Origin of the sequence: Pseudomonas sp. Yb2C2 (assembly GCF_052112325.1) — a bacterium.
Classification (GTDB): Bacteria; Pseudomonadota; Gammaproteobacteria; order Pseudomonadales; family Pseudomonadaceae; genus Aquipseudomonas; species Aquipseudomonas marginalis.
This window is the reverse complement of sequence record NZ_JAVAJK010000025.1, coordinates 56,008-73,427: the sequence shown is the minus strand read 5'-3', so window position 1 is coordinate 73,427 and position 17,420 is coordinate 56,008. Positions and strand designations below refer to the sequence as shown.

General features: G+C 64.1%; 11 protein-coding genes. 3 read left to right on the top strand and 8 right to left on the bottom strand.

Annotated features, from left to right (window positions below; all coding sequences use genetic code 11):
• The first annotated feature begins 176 nt into the window (after positions 1-176).
• A complete protein-coding gene (gene hglS / locus Q8X51_RS27205) occupies positions 177-1,553 on the top strand; it encodes a 2-oxoadipate dioxygenase/decarboxylase HglS (protein WP_065948186.1) in 1,377 nt (458 codons plus the stop codon).
• A gap of 258 nt (positions 1,554-1,811) precedes the next feature.
• On the opposite strand, the gene Q8X51_RS27200 is transcribed toward hglS, so the two are convergent.
• The gene (locus Q8X51_RS27200; RefSeq protein WP_027608652.1) at positions 1,812-2,036 is read right to left on the bottom strand and encodes a DUF465 domain-containing protein; all 225 of its coding nucleotides are present in this window, start codon (positions 2,034-2,036) and stop codon (positions 1,812-1,814) included.
• Between the two features lie 175 nt (positions 2,037-2,211).
• Here Q8X51_RS27200 and tkt point away from each other — a divergent pair, with 175 nt between their 5' ends.
• A complete protein-coding gene (gene tkt, locus Q8X51_RS27195; RefSeq protein ID WP_407694203.1) occupies positions 2,212-4,275 on the top strand; it encodes a transketolase in 2,064 nt (687 codons plus the stop codon).
• Positions 4,276-4,325: 50 nt separating this feature from the next.
• Here tkt and uvrA read toward each other — a convergent pair whose 3' ends face one another.
• The 7 genes from uvrA to Q8X51_RS27160 form a co-directional block, all read right to left on the bottom strand.
• Entirely contained in the window at positions 4,326-6,845 is a 2,520-nt protein-coding gene (uvrA, locus tag Q8X51_RS27190; RefSeq protein WP_065927183.1) for an excinuclease ABC subunit UvrA, read from the bottom strand.
• A complete protein-coding gene (locus tag Q8X51_RS27185) occupies positions 6,842-8,554 on the bottom strand; it encodes an ATP-binding protein (protein WP_074847018.1) in 1,713 nt (570 codons plus the stop codon). Before Q8X51_RS27185 ends, uvrA begins: the two co-directional genes overlap by 4 nt.
• Before the next feature lie 109 nt (positions 8,555-8,663).
• Positions 8,664-11,735, bottom strand: coding sequence for an error-prone DNA polymerase (locus Q8X51_RS27180; protein ID WP_407694204.1), 3,072 nt, complete (start codon positions 11,733-11,735; stop codon positions 8,664-8,666).
• A gap of 139 nt (positions 11,736-11,874) precedes the next feature.
• The gene (locus tag Q8X51_RS27175) at positions 11,875-13,290 is read right to left on the bottom strand and encodes a Y-family DNA polymerase (RefSeq protein WP_407694205.1); all 1,416 of its coding nucleotides are present in this window, start codon (positions 13,288-13,290) and stop codon (positions 11,875-11,877) included.
• Between the two features lie 7 nt (positions 13,291-13,297).
• A complete protein-coding gene (gene imuA, locus Q8X51_RS27170; protein ID WP_027608658.1) occupies positions 13,298-13,912 on the bottom strand; it encodes a translesion DNA synthesis-associated protein ImuA in 615 nt (204 codons plus the stop codon).
• Positions 13,912-14,529, bottom strand: coding sequence for a transcriptional repressor LexA (gene lexA / locus Q8X51_RS27165; protein WP_407694206.1), 618 nt, complete (start codon positions 14,527-14,529; stop codon positions 13,912-13,914). Before lexA ends, imuA begins: the two co-directional genes overlap by 1 nt.
• A 1,337-nt stretch (positions 14,530-15,866) precedes the next feature.
• Complete coding sequence (locus Q8X51_RS27160; RefSeq protein ID WP_407694834.1) at positions 15,867-16,775, bottom strand: LysR family transcriptional regulator; 909 nt, start codon at positions 16,773-16,775, stop codon at positions 15,867-15,869.
• Positions 16,776-16,979: 204 nt separating this feature from the next.
• Between Q8X51_RS27160 and Q8X51_RS27155 the strand changes: the two genes are divergently transcribed.
• On the top strand, positions 16,980-17,378 hold the full coding sequence (locus Q8X51_RS27155; protein WP_090403294.1) for a helix-turn-helix domain-containing protein: 399 nt from the start codon (positions 16,980-16,982) through the stop codon (positions 17,376-17,378).
• The last annotated feature ends 42 nt before the right edge of the window (positions 17,379-17,420 follow it).

Below are 17,420 nucleotides of genomic sequence, written 5' to 3'. Positions count from 1 at the left end.
TTTAGAAAAGGGCCTGGAAAATGAAATTTCCCTGCCGCCGTTTTTTGTCATATTCACGTCATTTCATTCATTTGCAGAATGAAGTCCAGAGGATTCTTCGTTTGCACGCCCGCCCACAGCCCAACAAAATCCAGGTATCGGCCGCGCCCATCAGCATCGTCATCAGGAATTTTTCTATGCACAGCACCGCACATGTCAGCCCCGACGAGATCCGCAAGGGCTTTTCCAAGGCCATGTCCGACATGTACCGAGATGAAGTTCCGCTGTATGGCGCACTGATGGAGCTGGTCGCCGCCACCAACGCCCGCGTACTCGCCAGCGAACCGGGCCTGGCGCAACAGCTGCAACGCACCGGCGAGATCCAGCGCCTGGACATGGAACGCCATGGCGCCATCCGCCTCGGCACCGCGGCGGAACTGGCGACCATCGGCCGCCTGTTCGCGGTGATGGGCATGCAGCCGGTGGGCTACTACGACCTGACCCCCGCCGGCGTCCCGGTGCATTCCACGGCGTTCCGCGCCGTGCACGAAAGCGCGCTGCAGACCAGCCCGTTTCGCGTGTTTACCTCATTGCTGCGCCTGGAGCTGATCGAAAACCCCGAGCTGCGCGGGTTCGCCGAAACCGCCCTGGCCAAGCGCTCGATATTCACTCCCCGCGCCCTGGCGCTGATCGAACAAGCGGAGAAGGACGGTGGCCTCAACGCTGCGGATGCCGATGAGTTTGTGCGCCAGGCCCTGGAAACCTTCCGCTGGCACCACACCGCGACCGTGACCGCCGCGCAGTACCAGCAACTCAGCGACCAGCACCGCCTGATCGCCGACGTGGTGGCCTTCAAGGGCCCGCACATCAACCACCTGACCCCGCGCACCCTGGACATCGACCAGGTCCAGGCCGCCATGCCCGGCAAGGGCATCACCCCCAAGGCCGTGATCGAAGGGCCGCCCCGCCGCCAGTGCCCGATCCTGTTGCGCCAGACCAGCTTCAAGGCCCTCGACGAACCCATCGCCTTCACCGATGCCCAGGGCAGCCATAGCGCGCGTTTCGGCGAAATCGAACAGCGTGGCGTGGCGCTGACGCCCAAGGGCCGCGCGCTGTACGACCAACTGCTGAATGCCGCGCGCGACGAACTGGGCGCCTTCCCCAACGAGGGCAATGCCGCGCGCTACATGCAGTTGATGGAGCAGCACTTCCAGGCCTTCCCGGATAACCACGGGCAGATGCGTGAGCAGGATCTGGCCTACTTCCGCTACTTCGCCACGGAGAAAGGCCTGGCGGCACGCGGCCAGGCCGATCAACCGCGCACACTGGAGGCACTGGTCGCCGCCGGCCATGTGGCTGTCGAACCCTTGGTGTATGAGGATTTCCTGCCAGTGAGTGCGGCGGGGATTTTTCAGTCGAACCTGGGGGATGGGGCGCAGAGTCACTACGCGGCCAATTCGAACCAGGCCGAATTCGAGAAGGCCCTGGGGCGCACGACTGTCGATGAATTGAAGGTGTATGGCGAGACGCAGCAGCGCTCCATAGATGAATGCACCCGGACACTGCTGGTGTAAAAACGGAGAGTGCCCACCCGGCTCACCGGCGCAATCCTTGCGCCGCAACAGTCCCCAGGGCCGGGTGGGCGAGCGGGATCATAGACAGTGGCGTGAATGATGTCCCTAAGACAATCCTGAATAAATACGCTGTGCTTTTTGTAGGAGCGAGCTTGCTCGCGAAAAACTTGAGAACGCCGGGTTAAATCAGAAGAGCTGCGTAATCGTTGACGTTCTTCGCGAGCAAGCTCGCTCCTACCGGTGGGTCAAGCTTTTCATTTAACCCAATCGCCCCACAATCTCGTCCTTGACCAACAGGCGTTTCTTCTTCAGCTTCTCCACCTCCTCATCGCTGGCCTTGGCCGATTCCGCCTTCAGCACCTCCCCATCGGCCGCATCGTATTGAGTGAACAGCGAGTCCAGGCGTTTGTCGTTCGCCCTGCGTTCGTGAACGGCTTCCTTGCTCAACCCCAAATCCTGATACAGGTCGTGTTTCACTGGCATGGCGTACCTCCGCATGTTGATCAATGGCTTACCCCCTTGAAACTAGCCCATTCCAGCCGGTCTTGTCATGTTCAGGGTCAATACATCCCCGTTCGTCGTGGCGCGGGCAATGGGATCAAACCTTTGCCACACCCAGCCCTCCACTGTAGATCGCCACCCGAGGGAGAACGGTTTCATGACTCATGCTGCCACCGCTGTCGACACCCAATGCATTAACACCCTGCGCACCCTGGCCATGGACGCCGTGCAGAAGGCCAACTCCGGCCACCCCGGCACGCCCATGGGCCTGGCGCCGGTGGGGTATACGCTGTGGAGCCGCTGCCTGCGCTACCACCCCGAGCATCCCGACTGGCCCAACCGTGACCGCTTTGTGTTGTCGGTGGGGCATGCGTCGATGCTGCTGTATTCGCTGCTGCACCTGGCCGGTGTGGTCGAGATCGATGCCCACGGCAAACGTTCGGGGCAACCGGCGATCAGCCTGGACGATATCAAGCAGTTCCGCCAGATGAGTTCCAAGACCCCCGGCCACCCCGAGTACCGCATGACCACCGGCGTGGAAACCACCACCGGGCCGCTGGGCCAGGGCTGCGCCAACAGTGTCGGCATGGCCATGGCCGAGCGTTGGCTGGGCAAGCGTTTCAACCGCGACGGCCAGGTGCTGTTCGACTACAACGTCTACACCCTGTGCGGCGACGGCGACGTGATGGAGGGCATCAGCAGCGAAGCCGCGTCCATGGCCGGGCACCTGAAGCTGGATAACCTGTGCTGGATCTACGACAACAACACCATCAGCATCGAAGGCCACACCGAGCTGGCCTTCAGCGAGGACGTGATCAAGCGCTTCCAGGCCTATGGCTGGCACACCGTGCACGTCACCGACGCGAATGATTTGCAGGCCTTGAGCGAGGCGCTGAACACCTTCAAGGGCAACACCGGCGCGCCGACCCTGATCGTGGTCGACAGCGTGATCGGCTACGGTTCGCCACACAAACACAACACCGCCGCCGCCCATGGCGAGCCGTTGGGCGATGAGGAAATCCGCCTGACCAAGGCCGCGTATGGCTGGCCGCAGGATTCCAGCTTCCTGGTCCCCGATGAGGCCCGCACGGTGTTGCGTGACGCCCTGCTGGAGCGCAGCCAGCCGTTATATGACGCCTGGCAGCACAGCCTGTCGCAGCTGCAGCAGCACGAGCCGGAACTGGCCGAGGAGTTGCGCCGCATGCGTGCCGGCGAAATGCCGGAGCGTTGGCAGGATGACCTGCCCGGTTTCGACCCCGACGGCAAGGGCGTGGCCAGCCGTGCCGCCGGTGGCGAAGTACTGAATGCCTTTGCCCGGCAGATCCCGTGGCTGCTCGGCGGCTCGGCGGACCTGTCGCCCTCGACCAAGACCAACCTCACCTTCGACGGTGCCGGGCGTTTCAGTGCCGACGACTACAGCGGGCGCAACCTGCACTTCGGCATCCGCGAACACGCCATGGGCGCGATTGCCAACGGCATGGCGCTGTCCTACCTGCGGCCGTACACCTCGACGTTCCTGGTGTTCAGCGACTACATGAAGCCGCCGATCCGCCTGGCCGCGATCATGGAGTTGCCGGTGGTGTTCGTCTTCACCCATGACTCGATTGGCGTGGGCGAAGATGGGCCGACCCACCAGCCCATCGAACACCTGACCCAACTGCGCGCCACGCCGGGGTTGCTGACCCTGCGCCCGGGCGACGCGAATGAAACCCTGGAAGTGTGGAAGGTCGCGCTGGCGCAGACCCACCGGCCAAGTTGCGTGGTGCTGTCCCGCCAGCCCCTGCCGACGCTGGATCGTACCCAGTACGCGGCGGCATCGGGGGCGGCCAAGGGCGCCTATGTGCTGGCGAAGGCGGATGATCCTCAGGTGATTCTGCTGGCGAGCGGCAGTGAAGTCAGCCTGGCGGTGGCCGCGTATGAGCAATTGAAAAGCGCAGGGATTGCCGCGCAGGTGGTATCAATGCCCAGCTGGGAACTGTTCGAAGACCAGGACCAGGCCTACCGCGACAGCGTGTTGCCGCCGGCAGTGAAGGCCCGGGTAGTGGTGGAACAGGCCGGGCCACTGGGCTGGGACCGCTATGTCGGCCAGACCGGCGCCAAGGTAGTGATGAACAGCTTCGGCGCATCGGCGCCGCTGGCGAAGTTGCAGGAGCAGTTCGGGTTTACGGTTGAGAATGTGGTGAAGCAGGCCAAAGCGCAGATCCAACTGACGCAACGCTGAGCAAATGTGGGAGGGGGCAAGCCCCTCCCACATTTGGATCTCATCGCTTGTTAGAGCAGCTCTCGGGCCAGGAATGGCGCGGTGCGGCTGGTTTTGTTTTTGGCCACCTTCTGCGGTGTCCCACTGGCAACCACCTTGCCGCCCAGGTCCCCGGCTCCCGGTCCGATGTCGATCACCCAGTCACTCTGGGCCACCACACGCATTTCATGTTCCACCACGACCACCGTATGCCCCCCATCCACCAGTTGATTGAGCTGACTGAGCAGGCGGTCGACATCCCGCGGATGCAGCCCGGTGGTGGGTTCGTCCAGCACATACAACGTCGCGCCCCGGGCATTGCGTTGCAGCTCGGTGGCCAGTTTGATGCGTTGCGCTTCGCCGCCGGACAGTTCCGTCGCCGGCTGCCCAAGGCGCAGGTAACCCAGGCCGATATCCCGCAGCACGTGCAGTGAACGCAGTACCCCAGGTTGCTCGGCGAACACCTCCACCGCTTGTTCCACGGTCAGCCCCAGCACCTGGGCGATGCTCAGGCCTTGCCATTTGACGGCCAGGGTTTCAGGGTTGTAGCGCGCGCCGTGGCAGGTCGGGCACGGGGCGTAGACGCTGGGCATGAACAGCAATTCGACGCTGACAAAGCCCTCGCCTTCGCAGTTCGGGCAACGGCCCTTGGCGACGTTGAAGGAGAACTGCCCGGCGTCGTAATCGCGCTTCTTCGCCGCTGGCGTGGCGGCAAACAACTTGCGCACGTTGTCGAACAAACCGGTGTAGGTCGCCAGGTTGGAGCGCGGGGTGCGGCCGATGGGTTTCTGGTCCACCTGCACCAGGCGGCGAATGTGCTCCAGACCGGCACTGATGCGCCCGCCGCTGATTTGCGGGGCGTCGTCTTCCAGGCTCGGCTCTTCGTCGTTTTCCACCCGGCTGCCGAGGCCGCTGCCCACCAGTTCCAGCAGCGCCTGGCTGACCAGGCTGGACTTGCCCGAGCCGGAAATACCGGTGACCGCCGTAAAGCAACCCAACGGGACATCCACGCTCAGGTCCTTGAGGTTATTGCGCGTCACGCCTTCCAGGCTCAGCCAGTTGCTGGGTTCACGGCGCGCCGGGTTCCCAGGGCGCTTGTCGGCGAACAGATAGGCCCGGGTCTGCGACGCCTCAACGTCCGCCAGACCGGCCGGTGGCCCGCTGTACAGCACGTGCCCGCCATGCTCGCCGGCGGCCGGGCCCACATCGATCAGCCAGTCGGCGCGGCGCATGGTTTCCAGGTCATGCTCCACCACAAACAACGAATTGCCCGCCGCTTTCAAGCGTTCGAGCGCGGTGAACAACGCTTCGCCATCTGCCGGATGCAAGCCTGCCGAGGGCTCATCCAGCACATAGATCACGCCGAACAACTGCGAGCCCAATTGCGTGGCCAAGCGCAGGCGCTGCAACTCCCCTGACGACAGGGTCGGCGTGCTGCGCTCCAGGGACAGATAGCCCAACCCCAATTCGATCAAGGTACTGACCCGCTCCAGCAGATCCTCGGCGATGCGCTGGGCCGCCAGGCGTTTTTCCACCGACAGCTTCATCTTGTCCTGCCCCGCCGCCACCGGCCGCAACAACGCGGCCAATTGCGTCAATGACAGTTGCGACAACTCGCCAATGTCCACCCCGGCAAACTTCACCGACAGCGCCGCCCGGGTCAGCCGCTTGCCCTCGCACAACGGGCAGGCGCTGCCCTGCATGAACTGCGACACGCGCTTCTTCATCAGCGCGCTTTGGGTGTGGGTGAAGGTGTGCAGGATGTAGCGCCGCGCGCCGCTGAACGTGCCCTGGTAGCTTGGCTCCAGCTTGCGTTTCAGTGCATCGCGGGTTTGCGCCGGGGTGAAACCGGCATACACCGGTACGGTGGGGGTTTCTTCGGTGAACAGGATCCAGTCGCGCTGTTTTTTCGGCAGGTCGCGCCAGGGAACATCCACGTCATAGCCCAGGGTCACGAGAATGTCGCGCAGGTTCTGGCCCTGCCACGCCAGGGGCCAGGACGCCACCGCGCGCTGGCGGATGGTCAGGGACGGATCGGGCACCATCAGCGCCTCGGTCACTTCATACACACGGCCCAGGCCATGGCATTGCGGGCACGCGCCCTGGGGCAGGTTCGGCGAAAAGTCCTCGGCATACAGCATCGCCTGTCCCGGCGGGTAGCTGCCGGCACGCGAATACAGCATGCGGATCAGGCTCGAGAGGGTGGTCACACTGCCCACTGAGGAACGCGCACTCGGCGTGCCGCGCTGCTGCTGCAACGCCACGGCGGGCGGCAGACCTTCGATGCTGTCGACATCCGGCACGCCGACCTGATCGATCAGGCGCCGTGCATAGGGCGCCACCGATTCGAAATAGCGGCGCTGGGCCTCGGCATACACTGTGGAAAATGCCAGGGACGATTTGCCCGAGCCGGAGACGCCGGTAAACACCACCAGGGCATCCCGGGGAATGTCCACGTCGACGTTCTTCAGGTTGTGTTCGCGGGCGCCGCGCACCTTTACGAATCCAAGGTGCTGGGCAGTGATCGGAGGCATGTTGCGCTGTGACGTCATGAACAACCTTGTCTGGCGGTGAGCACGCTGCGCAGCCGTTGCGTCAGGGCCTCGGGGCTGTAGGGTTTGCTCAGCAAATGAATGTCAGCGCTGAGCAGGTGATTGCTGGAGAGGATGTCGCGGGTGTGCCCCGAGGTGAACAGCACCGCCACCGGCGGCGATTGGACGCGGGCCCACTCGGCCAGGTCAGTGCTTTTGATACGGCCGGGCATCACCACATCGGTGAAGATCAGGTCGGGCCGCACGCCGTCCTGCAAGGCTTGCATCGCGCGGTCGCCGTCTTCGGCGGTCAACACCGTGTAGCCTGCCTGTTCGAGCAGATCCACCACGGTCACCCGCACATCCTCGTTGTCCTCCACCACCAGGATGGTCTCCTGGCCCATGTCGTGGGGCACGGGTTCTGAGTGAGTCTCCTGGACTTCTTCGCCCAGGCTGCGCGGAAAGTACATTTGCACCACGGTGCCCTTGCCCTCCTCGCTCCACACGTCCACATGCCCACCGCTCTGGCGGACAAAACCAAACACCATGCTCAAGCCAAGGCCGGTGCCGTGGCCATCGCGTTTGGTGGTGAAAAACGGCTCGAACACCCGCGACAGGATCGCTGCCGGCATGCCCACGCCAATGTCGGTGACGGCCAGGCGCACATACTCGCCTGGCTTGATGCTTTTGCCGCGGCAATCCTTGGGGTTGAGGATGATGTTTTCGCCGGTGATGCGAATCACGCCTTCGCCTTTCATGGCGTCGCGGGCGTTGATCGCCAGGTTGAGCAGCGCATTTTCCAACTGGTTGCGATCGACGTTGATGCACCAGGAATCCTGGGGCAACTGCACATCGATATGAATGGTTTCACCCAACGCACGTTGCAGCAGTTCGCCCAGCCCGGCGTAGATGCGCTGCGGGTTGTACACGGCCGGTGACAACGGTTGGCGCCGGGCAAAGGCCAGCAGTTGCGAGGACAGTTTGGCGCCCCGCTCCACCGCTGCAATGGCCGCCGTGACCCGCCGCTGCACCTGGGCATTCTCCGGTTCATGGCGGGCCAGCAGGTGCAGGTTGCCGGCGATCACTTGCAACAGGTTATTGAAGTCGTGGGCCACGCCACCGGTCAGGCCACCAATGGCTTCGAGCTTTTGCGACTGGCGCAGTTGGTCTTCGGCGGCGGAACGCGCCTGGACTTCGGCGGCCACCCGTTGCTCCAGGTTATGGGTCAGTTCCTGGCGCACGCGTTCGGAATGCACGTGGGCGGTGGTCTCCACCACAATCGCCAGCACGCCGGCCGGTTGCTGGTTATCCCCGGCGACGGGGCTGTAATAAAGATCCAGCCACACCGTTTCCGGCTGGCCGTTGCGCAGCAGCACCAGGTCTTTGTTGTTGAACGACAAGGTGCCGCCGGCCAGGCAGGTGTCCACCACATGGCGGTTGAAGTCGGCGACTTCCGGCCAGCCCAGCTCCACCGGCGTGCCGAGCAAATAAGGATGGCGGCCACCGGCAAACACCGAATAGCTGTCGTTGTAGATCATGTACCCCGCCGGCCCCCAGAGCATCACCATGGGCACGGGGGATGCCAGCATCATCTGCACGGTACAGGCGAGGCTGGTGGACCAGCGGTCAAGGGGTCCCAGGTCGGTGGTTGACCAGTCAAATGCGCGAATGCGCTGGGCCATTTCGCCGGCCCAACCTTCACAGCCGTGGGGGTCGGATAAGAATTGCATCGTTCGGCTCTGCGCAGAGAAAGGACGGTCGCAAAATTTGGAACGTATCAAGGGGCGATGGTTTCATTTTGTATAAATTAGGGGGTAATCACCGCCGGCGCTACCCGCCTCAGTGAAAATCCCGGCTGCGCACCGTGATGCCGTCCAGCAGTGGCGTCAGGTCGGTCAGGCGCCCGGCGATCAGGTGTCGCACCTCGCCCACCGCCTCCCAACGCCCGTCCACCTTGAGCAATCGCGACCCCACCAGGGCCTGGCGCTGACGTTCGGCCAGGTCGCGCCAGACCACCACGTTGAGGTTGCCGAATTCATCTTCGAGGGTGACAAAGGTCACGCCACTGGCCGTGCCGGGGCGCTGGCGACCGGTGACCAGCCCGGCGACGCTGACAGTGCGCCCATGCTCCACCGCCTGCAGTTCATTCGAGCTGCGGCAACGCCGTTTACGCAGCTCGGCGCGCAGCAGCGCCAATGGGTGCGGGCCAAGGGTGGTGCCAAGCATGGCGTAGTCGGCGTGCAGATCCTCGCCCACCGTCGGTTTCGGCAGTTCCACCCGCGCCTCATCGGGGCTGGACAGGCCGGCGAACAAGCCAAGCTGCTTATGCACCCCTGCCACGGCCCAGCGCGCCGTATGCCGGTTGCCGGCCAGGGCACGCAAGGCCCCGGCATCCGCCAGCAACGCCTGGGTGCGCGCATCCAGCCCGGCGCGGGCGTCCAGATCGGCAATATCCCTGAACGCCCGGCGCTGACGTGCGGCTTCGATGCGCCGCCCATCCTCTTCGCGAAACCCCGAGATCATGCGCAACCCCATGCGAATCGCCGGTTGCTGGCCATCGATGGGTTCCAGGCTGCAATCCCAGTCGCTGGCCTGCACATCCACCGGGCGGATCTGCAAGCGATGGCGCCGCGCATCCTGCAGGATCTGGTCCGGGCTGTAGAACCCCATGGGCCAGCTGTTGATCAACGCACAGGCGAAGGCCGCCGGCTCATGGCATTTGAGCCAGCAACTGGCGTAGGTCAGCAAGGCGAAACTGGCGGCGTGGGACTCGGGGAAACCATAGCTGCCGAAGCCCTTGATCTGTTCGAAGATCTGCGCGGCAAAAGCCTCGGTGTAGCCATTTTTCAACATGCCGGTGCGCAGGCGTGCTTGATGCGGTTCCAGGCCACCGTGGCGTTTCCAGGCGGCCATGGAACGGCGCAACTGGTCGGCCTCGCCGGGGCTGTAGTCGGCGGCGACCATGGCGATCTGCATCACCTGTTCCTGGAACAGCGGGATGCCCAGGGTGCGCTTGAGCACCGCCTCAAGCTCCGGCGACGGATAGGTGGTGGGCTCCTCTTCGTTACGTCGGCGCAGGTAGGGATGCACCATGCCGCCCTGGATCGGCCCGGGGCGCACGATGGCGACCTCGATGACCAGGTCGTAGAATGTTTGCGGCCGCAACCTGGGCAGCATCGACATCTGCGCCCGCGACTCGATCTGGAACACGCCGACGGTGTCGGCCTTGCTGATCATCGCGTAGGTGGCCTGGTCTTCCTGGGGGATCGTCGCTAGCGACAGGTCACGGCCACGATGGCGGCGCAGCAGATCGAAACAGCGGCGGATCGCGCTGAGCATGCCCAGGGCGAGAATATCCACCTTGAGCAGGCCGACCGCATCGAGGTCATCCTTGTCCCACTGGATGATGGTGCGCTCGGCCATGGCGGCGTTTTCCACCGGCACCAGGGTATCCAGTGGGTATTCGGAAATCACGAAGCCCCCGGGGTGCTGGGACAGGTGCCGGGGAAAACCGATCAGTTGCTGGGTGAGCGTCAGCACACGGCGCAGGATCGGGCTGTCCGGGTCGAAGCCGCTTTCGCGCAGGCGTTCCAGGGGCGGCGCATCGTCACTCCAGCGCCCGCAGCATTCGGCCAGCGCGTTGATCTGGTCCGGCGGCAAGCCCAGGGCCTTGGCCACATCGCGCACCGCACCGGCGGCGTGGTAACTGCTGACCACCGCCGTCAGCGCCGCGCGGGTACGGCCATAGCGCTGGAACACGTACTGCAGCACTTCTTCGCGACGTTCGTGCTCGAAGTCGACGTCGATGTCCGGCGGCTCGTTGCGTTCCTCTGACAGGAAGCGCTCAAACAGCGTACTCGTCAGGCTCGGGTCGATCTCGGTGATGCCCAGGGCAAAACACACCGCCGAGTTGGCTGCCGAGCCCCGGCCCTGGCACAGGATCGACCGGCTGCGGGCGAAGCGCACGATGTCATGCACCGTGAGGAAGTAGCTTTCGTAACCCAGTTTGCTGATCAATGTCAGCTCGTGATGGATCTGCTGCAAGGTCTTGGCGTCGACCCCGTGCGGCCAGCGCCGGGCGATGCCTTCGTCGGTGACGGCGCGCAACCAGGATTCGGCATCGTGGCCCTCGGGCACCAGCTCGCGCGGGTAGTGATAGCGCAACTGGCCAAGATCGAAGCGGCAGCGCTGGGCGATGGCCAGGGTTTCGTCGAGCAGCGCCTGCGGGTACAGCGTGGCCAGGGCGTCGAGGCTGCGCAGATGCCGCTCGCCGTTGGGGTGCAGGCGCGTGCCGGCGTCGGCCACCGGCACGTGATGGCGGATCGCGGTCATGGTGTCTTGCAGGGCGCGGCGGCCACGGGCATGCATATGCACATCGCCGCAGGCCACCGCCGGAATCTGCAGGCTGGCGGCCAGGTGCAGGCGTTGCTCCAGATGCCGCGCATCGTCCTGGCCGCAGTGCAGGTGCACCGCCAGCCACAGGCGTTCGGCGAAGGTACGGCGCAGCCAGTGGATGGAGGCCTGGGTGTCACTGTCTTCGGCGACCCACAGCGCCAGCAGGCCGGGCAACGGCTGCTCGAAGTCTTCCAGCAGCAGGCGGTAGCGACCTTTTTCAGCCCGGCGTCGGGCCACGGTGATCAAGCGGCACAGGTGCTGGTAGCCGCTGAGGTCCTGCACCAGCAGCACCAGTTTCGGGCCGTTTTCGATGCGCACTTCGCTGCCGATAATCAGCGGCAAGCCCACCGCCTTCGCCGCCTGCCAGGCCCGCACGATGCCCGACAAGGTACATTCATCGGTGATCGCCAGGGCGCTGTAGCCCTGGCGCTTGGCCCGCTCGAACAACTCCAGGGCGCTGGAGGCGCCGCGTTGGAAGCTGAAGTTCGACAGGCAGTGCAGCTCGGCATAACTCATGGCCACCGCCGCCTGTAGGAGCGAGCTTGCTCGCGAAGCGCGTTAACGATGACGCGGGAGCCCTGGGTCATCGCGGTGCCCTTAGGTTTTTCGCGAGCAAGCTCGCTCCTACAGAGGGCCGGTTGCAGCCTATGGGGGCTCATGCGAACCAGCCCTGCAGCCACAGCCCATCGCTTTGCCCCACGCAGCGATAGGCCCAGCCTTGCTGGCCGGCTCGGGTCTGGATCAGGTAGTAGTCGCGGCGAATATCGGCACCGTCCCACCAGCCTGATTCGATGCGTTCCGGGCCCATGAGGATCTGCACGCCCTGCTCGGCCAGCAAGGTCGGTTCGTCAAGCAACCAGCCGGGACGCCGCACCTTGTTCAAGGTGGCGCACGGGCTTTTATCCGCCGCCATTTGCCAGGCGCATTCGGGGCGATGGTCGGCATGGAAGCGCAGGCCTTGCACCGCCTCATCCCCCAGGCGTGCACGCAGGCGTTCGCGCAGTTGTTCCCACGGCAGGGTCTGTTGCGGGCGATCGTCGAACAGGTCCTGGCGTTGCGGCACGAACACCGGCAGGTCCTGGGCCACCAGGCGAAAACCACGCACCGGCGAGGTGACTTGCACGTGCTCCAGGCGCCCACGGGCCAGTTCGAACAGCATCGCCGGCTCACGCTCGGCGCTCAGCAGGCCGACCTTGATCACACTGTCCGGTGCATCGGCATGTTCCAGGTGCAGGTCGAAACGCTGCACGCCACTGTCACGGCCGCAGAGGAACGCCGAGAGGTCGCCGGTCAAACGGCGCAGGGGGAATAACAAGGCCTGGTGGGATTGCACATCGAAATTCAACTCGATGCGCACATCGAACTGGTCCGGCGGCTGATAGAACGCCAGGGCCAACGGCCGTTGCCCGGTCAAGGCATCGAGGTGCTTGAGCAGGCCGGCATCAAAGCGCCGCGCCAGGGTGTGCCGGGGCAACGCCTGCACCTGGGCCAGGGTACGCAGGCCCATGCGCGACAACGCGGTGGCCGCCTGCGGGTCGAGGCCGGCGCGGTCGATGGGCAATGGCGCCAGGGCCTGGAGCAACGCATCCTCATCGGCCACGGCCAGGCCATCGTAGAGATTGGCCAGCACCCGCGCCGCCGCCGGGTTGGGCGCGGCGACGATACGGTGACGAAAGCCCAGCTCGGTCAACTCCTGGCGCAGGCGTGCCTCGAACCGAGGCCAGGGCCCGAACAGGCCCAGGCTCGATTCGATCTCGAACAGCAAGGCACGCGGGTAATACACACTGACCTGGGAGCTGAAGCGGTAGGCCCAGGCGGCGAGAAACTGCTGCCAGCGCTCGATCTCCACGGGGTCGTATTCGGCACTGGCAAAGGTCTTGGCCAGGGCATGGGCGGCCGTCAGCGATTGCCCCGGGCGCAGGCCCAGTGCGCGGGCGGCGTCATTGACGGTTTGCAGCACGCGCCGCTGCGGTGTGCCGGCCAGCAGCGCCAGGGGTTGGTCGGGCTCGGGGTGCAGGCGCTGCACCCCGTCCAGCGCCAATTGCGGGAAGACAATACACACCCAGCGCATGGCAACCTCAGTGCCCCGCCAGTGCAATCGGCGCCGGATGAGCCAAGCCACCCCGGCACTTGAGCACCCGCACCCGGGCAGGTTTGGCCTCGACGGCCAGGCGCAGGGCGGCGGGCGAAGGGTTGATCGCTTCACTCAAGGCGCGCCAGGCAAACGCCAGGGTCTGCCCGGTTTCCGCGGCCACCTGCAAGCGACGCAAGGCGCGGTCATCCGCCTTGTGCGGCCAGCACAGCACCGCGCCGCAACTGCCGGAGCGCAGGCATTGTTCCACCGCCCACAGCACATCCCGCGCCTCGGCCTGGACCACCGACAGCTGGCGCAAATCCACCCCGGCGTTCTGCCATGCGTGGGGGTACGGGGTATAGGGCGGCGCCACCAGCACAATGCGCTCCCCCGCCGCCGATAATCGCGCCAGGGTCGGCAGCACCAGTTGCAGTTCGCCGATACCGTCCCTGGCCATCAGGATTTCGCTCAAGGCCGACTCCGGCCAGCCGCCCGTGGGCAGCACCGCATCCAGCGCCGCCAGCCCCGTAGGCTGCACGCTGGCCGGAGGCGCGACAGGCCGGCCTTTCCAGACGCGGCCGCCATTGAACAGCGTATCCAGTGCAACCACGGCGCCCATCAGCCTTGCCTCACCAGGCCGCAGAACACCCCTTCGATGGCCAGGTCCTGGTCGGGGCCGACCACGATAGGTTCGTATGCGGGGTTACGCGGCAGCAGACGCACACGCTCGCCACTGCGCTCGAAACGCTTGATGGTGACTTCGCCGTCCAGGCGCGCCACCACAATCTGCCCGTTCAAGGCTTCGGCACTGCGGCGCACACCCACCAGGTCGCCGTCGAGGATGCCGTCTTCGATCATCGAATCGCCTTGCACCCGCAACAGGTAATTCGGGGTTTTCGCAAAAGTGGCGGGGTCGAGTTGCAGGCGGCTGTGCACGTCGGCATCCGCGCCGATGGGCCGGCCGGCTGCCACTCGGCCGAGTACAGGGACATCCAGCCACTCCGGGCGCGGGGGCTGGTTGAGCAAACGAATGCCGCGCGCCTGGTTGGGGTTGACCTCGATGAAACCGGCTTCGGCCAGGGCCACGACGTGCTTGCGCGCGACGCTGCGGGAGGCAAAGCCGAACGCCTCGGCGATCTCGGCAAGGCTGGGGGGTTGGCCTTGCTGCGCGATACGGTCGCGGATAAAGGTCAGGATGGCGGTGCGGCGGGGGGTCAGGGTCGTCATGGAGTACATTTGTACTCCTCTGGGAAATTTCTTACAAGAGCCGGTAGTCGGGGTTGAGTTGACTGAGTACATATCCGTTATTCAGGTAACGGCATACCTGATGTATGCAGATCAAATGTGGGAGGGACGGTGCGACGATTCGACTTGCCCCCGATTGCAGTGGGTCAGTACCAAATCCATCAACTGACACGCCCTCATCGGGGGCATGGGTATCTACACAATTTTCAGTGGTCTGTGGCGAGGGAGCTTGCTTCCGTGGCGGCCTTCGGGCCGACCATGTCGTTGGGTTTGACCGAGTACATATCCGTTGCTGCGGTCACGGCTGATATTGGTTCCGCCCTTACGGCGGCTCACTTTTGGAAAGGCCCAAAAGTAAGCAAAAGGCCTTCGCCCCACCACTCGGTACCTCGCCTAGGCTCGGTATGCCCTCACTCCGGCTTGAATCCGTGGGCCGCCGTCATGGGCCATCCCTGGCCCAGGACGGCTAACCCGGCGTCCTGCCGGGTTACCCACGGATTCAAGCCTGCGTTCGGCCAGCGTGGTTGACGGGGCGCCTAGGATCAAGATCAAAAGCCAGAGCAAAAGCAGAGCAAAAGCAGGCTGAGGTCTACCTGCTGGATGGAGATCCAAATGTGGGAGGGGGCTTGCCCCCGATGAGGGAGTGTCAGTTGATGGATTTGGTACTGACCCACTGCAATCGGGGGCAAGTCGAATCGTCGCACCGCCCCTCCCACATTTTTAACCCAGTACACCAGACCCAACTCCGGTCGGCTCTAAGGCCGCCGCGCTTTGGCTTTTGATCTCAAATCGCCCCGTCAAACACGCTGGCCGAACGCAGGCTTTGGAGCGTGGGTAACCCGGCAGGACGCCGGGTTAGCCGCGCTGGGCCATGGATGGCCCATCGCGGCGGCCCACGCTCCAAAGCCGGAGTGAGGGCACACCGAGCCTAGGCGAGGTGCCGAGTGTTGGGGCGAAGCGTTTTTGGTTACTTTTGGCGCTCTTCCAAAAGTGACCCGCTGTAAGAGCGGAACCCTAAGCCGCCGTTACCGCAGCAACGGATATGTACTCGCTAAAACTCCAAAAAAACGGTCGGCCCGAAGGCCGCCACGGGAGCAAGCTCTTATAGAACAAAATTTATCTCATTAATTTTAAAAATAAATTATTTGCCGATTTATCGGCATGTTCTCTGCGCGAAAGCGCAGCCTGTTTACAGGCTGGGCGGCCTCCCTCGCCACAGACCGCTGAAAGAAGTTGTGTAGATACTGATGCTCATCGGGGGCAAGCCCCTTCCACATTTCTACCGAGTACACCCGGAACAACTCCGGTCGGTCCAGAGGCCACCAAGCTCACCCCCCTCCCGCCATATGCTGCGCAATCCTGCCCCTCAACCACCGCTCCGCCGGGTCATTGTCATGCACCCCACTCCACACCATCGACAACTCCGCCGCATCGATCGCAAACGGCGGATCCTCTGCCCGCAGCGCCGTGCCCTCGGTCAACGCACACGCCGCATAGTCCGGCACCGTGGCAATAATCTGCGTACCGGCCAGCAGCGCCCGCAAGCCACTGAACTGCGGTACCGCCAGCACCACCCGCCGGGCACGGCCGATACGGGCCAGGTCCAGGTCGATATTGCCGCTCAAGTCCCCCGAGAACGACACCATCGCATGGGGCCGTGCGCAATAATCGTCGAGGGTCAGCGGTTCGACGCCGCCATCCCCGCGCAGCACCTTGCAGGGAATGTCCCGCAGTTTCCTGCGCTTGGCATTCGCCGGCAGTTCAGTGGTGTAGCTCACGCCCACCGAGATCTCGCCACTGGCCAGTAATGCGGACATCAGCAGGTAATTGGCGCGGCGTACCACCACGATAATGCCCGGCGCTTCTTCGCGCAGTTGGCTGAGCAACGGCGGGAACAGGCCAAACTCGGCGTCGTCGGACAGGCCGATGCGGAACACCGCACAGCTGGTGGAAGGGTCGAAATCCTTGGCGCGGCTGACTGCGCCTGAAATGGTGTCCATGGCCGGTTGCAGCTCCTTGAGTATCGCCACGGCGCGTGGCGTGGGCTCCATGCCCCGGCCGTTGCGCAGCAGCAACGGGTCGTCGAACAAATCTCGCAGCCGGCCCAATGCCGCACTCACCGCCGGTTGGCCCATGAAGAGCTTTTCGGCGACCCGAGTCAGGTTCTTCTCGAACATCAGCGCTTCGAAAATCACCAACAGGTTCATGTCGACGCGGCGCAGGTCGTTGCGGTTCATGGCGGTATCCAAACGGTTAGCAGGCTGCCAGCTAAGCAGGCAAAACACTGCCTGGATTGCATGCCTGTGCTGTCTTTTTCGTGACCGAACCTGGCGAAATTAACAACGATTAACTCGCCAGCCAGACGGTGGGGCGCCAAAAATGAGCCGGTCTACACTGCATCCATTCACCGGGAACGCTCCCATCGACTGCGGATATCCGTCATGGCCCGACCTGCGTATTGTGCTCCTCGCTTATCCGCCACCGGCGGCCTGTGCCCCCGGCGCGAACGGATCGCCAAGCAATTGATCCTCGCCAACCTCGGCGAAAGCCTGGCGATTGCCGACCTGGCCCAGGCCTGCGCCCTGTCGCGCAGCCATTTTTCCCGCGCATTCAAGTGCACCACCGGGCTGTCGCCCCAGGAATGGATACGCCAGCAACGCATCCAGCGGGCCAAGGAACTGATCACCGGCTCCTCCTTGAGCCTCACGCAAATCAGCCTGGAGTGCGGGTTTTGCGACCAGGCGCATTTCTGCCATATGTTCACGCGCAGCGAGGGCGTCAACCCGATGACCTGGCGAAATCACCAACTGCGTCACAAGCCTCAAGAGATCGCTGCCTAGTGGTCTGCATGCACCTGGAATATGCTGGCCGCTTACTTTTCC